Source organism: Mycobacterium sp. (genome assembly GCF_049683355.1).
Taxonomy (GTDB): Bacteria; Actinomycetota; Actinomycetes; order Mycobacteriales; family Mycobacteriaceae; genus Mycobacterium.
In genome coordinates, this window is record NZ_JBAUJB010000127.1 from 1 (window position 1) to 2,136 (window position 2,136).

At 70.6% G+C, this 2,136-nt stretch carries 1 protein-coding gene and 1 pseudogene; both read right to left on the bottom strand.

Annotated elements, in window-relative coordinates:
* On the bottom strand, positions 1–1,528 hold a 1,528-nt coding region (locus tag WA944_RS08115), incomplete at its 3' end, for a bifunctional copper resistance protein CopD/cytochrome c oxidase assembly protein (RefSeq protein ID WP_526646690.1).
* 34 nt (positions 1,529–1,562) lie between these two features.
* A pseudogene (locus WA944_RS08120) lies at positions 1,563–2,136 on the bottom strand (glycerol-3-phosphate 1-O-acyltransferase); the annotation flags it as partial.

A 2,136-nucleotide genomic window follows, 5' to 3' on the forward strand; every position in this document is an offset into this window, starting at 1 on the left:
CGTAGAACCCGACGATGAACAGCGCCGTCGCGACGAACGGGTTGGTGAGCACCCGGGAGACCCCGGAGTGCAGGCCGGCGAGCAGCCATTCCCGCGGTCCGGGCGGCTCGTCGCGGCCTGCGGCGGGCAGCGCCCGCAACGCCAGCGTCACCGGTGCGCCGAGAACCAGCAGGATCGGCACCAACATCGACAGCAGCATGTGGGCGATCATGTGCATGCTGAACATCGCCGGCATGTACCGACCGATCCCCGACGACGTCGTCACCAGCAGAAGCAGGCAGCCGAGCAGCCACGCGAGCGTCCGACCGGCCGGCCAGCCGTCGCCCCGGCGCCGCAGCCTGGCCACGCCGGCCAGATACACCAGCGCGAACACGATGGCCGCCGTGCCGAACAACAGATCAAAGCGCCAGTCGAACAGCACCCTGCCCACGGTGGGAGGACCGGCCAGGTCATAGCCGATCTCGACCGTGGTGACCGACGGATTGAGGTCCCGCGGCGGCGGTGGCGGCGTCCTGCCCAGAGCGACCGCCACGCCGAACGTCAATCCGAAGACCATCGCCTCGACCAGCGCCAGCCGGATCAGCGGACCGCGGGCGCCCGGGTCGTCCCGTAGCGCGGCGACGCCGTTACGGCGCTGCCGCCACCCGAGGAAGCCGAGTACGCACAGCGCCGTGACCTTCGCCAGCACCAACAAGCCGTAGTCGCTGTTCATTAGATCGCCGAGCCGCATCCGCACCAGCGCGTTGATCACACCGCTGAGCGCCATCGCGACAAAACACCACAAGGCCACCGCGGAGAATCGCCGCGCCGCCAGGTCGGCGTGCTCACCTCCCCGTAACGCGTGGACCAGCAACGCCAGCAGGCCGCCGGCCCACAGCGCACCGGCGACGAGATGGATGAACAGGCTGTTGGTAGCCAGGTCGTGGGAACCACCCGACGACGAGTGCCCGGTCAGCGCCAGCGGCAGCAGGGTCACCAACGAACCGGCGAACAGCACCGGCGTCCACGACCATCGCAGCACCGGCGCGCTGAGCACCGTCACCGCCAGCGCGAGCAGCGCGGTCCAGCGCCAGGCGCTGGCGATGTCGATGAGGTCGGCCACCGCCCAGATGTCGGCCGGGCTCAGCCGCGTCGACAGCGGCTGGCCGCTGACATCGGAGACGGTCAGCGGCACCAACAGCACCGCGCAGACCGCCCAGATCCCCGAGGCGACGGTCCCCGTCCGCAGCGCGCGGTAACCCGCGGCGTCGAGCACGCCGTTGCGTTGCGGCGGCACCAGAAACGCGGCGAGCAGAAACGATCCGGTGGCGGCCACGGCGGCGATCTCCCCCGCCGCCCTGACGAAAGGCAGCCCGTAGCTGGTCACCGGGCCGGGGTCAGGCAGTCCCGTCGCGGTCAGCGCCTCGGCCACCGAGAGGGCGGACAGCCCCGCCGCGGTCAGCCCTGCCAGCAGCGCCACCGCGTACAACACCGTCCACGCCGGCGCGCTGCGCACTCCGGTGGTCGCGGGGGCGCCGGACGAAGTCATCCGCCAAGAATATGGCCTTGCCGCGCGGGGGCCGCTAGACAGGCTCCTCGCTACGCATCCCGCGGCGATTGCGTTCGCGGACGAAGAACTGGTCGCGCGAGATGCTGTCGACGGTCTCCATGTCCTCCAGGATCCCGCGGAGCTCGTCGCGGAAGGCCTTCCGCCGGCCGGCCAGGTCCGCCGCGGGTTCGAGCAGATGTTGGTCCACGGCCACCTGGCGCGCGGTGGTGAACAGCAGCGCCGACACCGACTCGGCGCTGCGGACCACACCCTGGGCCACATACTGCTGACCCAGCCCCAGCGCCTTGGTGGTCAGATCCTTCTCGGGGACCGCGGCAGGTGCGTCGATCAGGACGTCGGCGACGATGCGGTAGGCCTCGAAGAACGGGCGCAGCAGCGGCCCGGCGATCGCCGGGCGTTTGGCCCGCAGCAGCGCGCCGATCCGCTCGCCCCCGGCGTCGACATCGTCCTCCCAGCCCGCATGCCACGACATCTCCTGGATGACGTGTTCCCGGAAACCCGCGGAGTCGGCGAAGTAGAAGTCGAACTTCAGCAGATCGCGCAGCCTCATCACCTGCGACCAGAACGCTTCCAGGCGGTCGGAATGC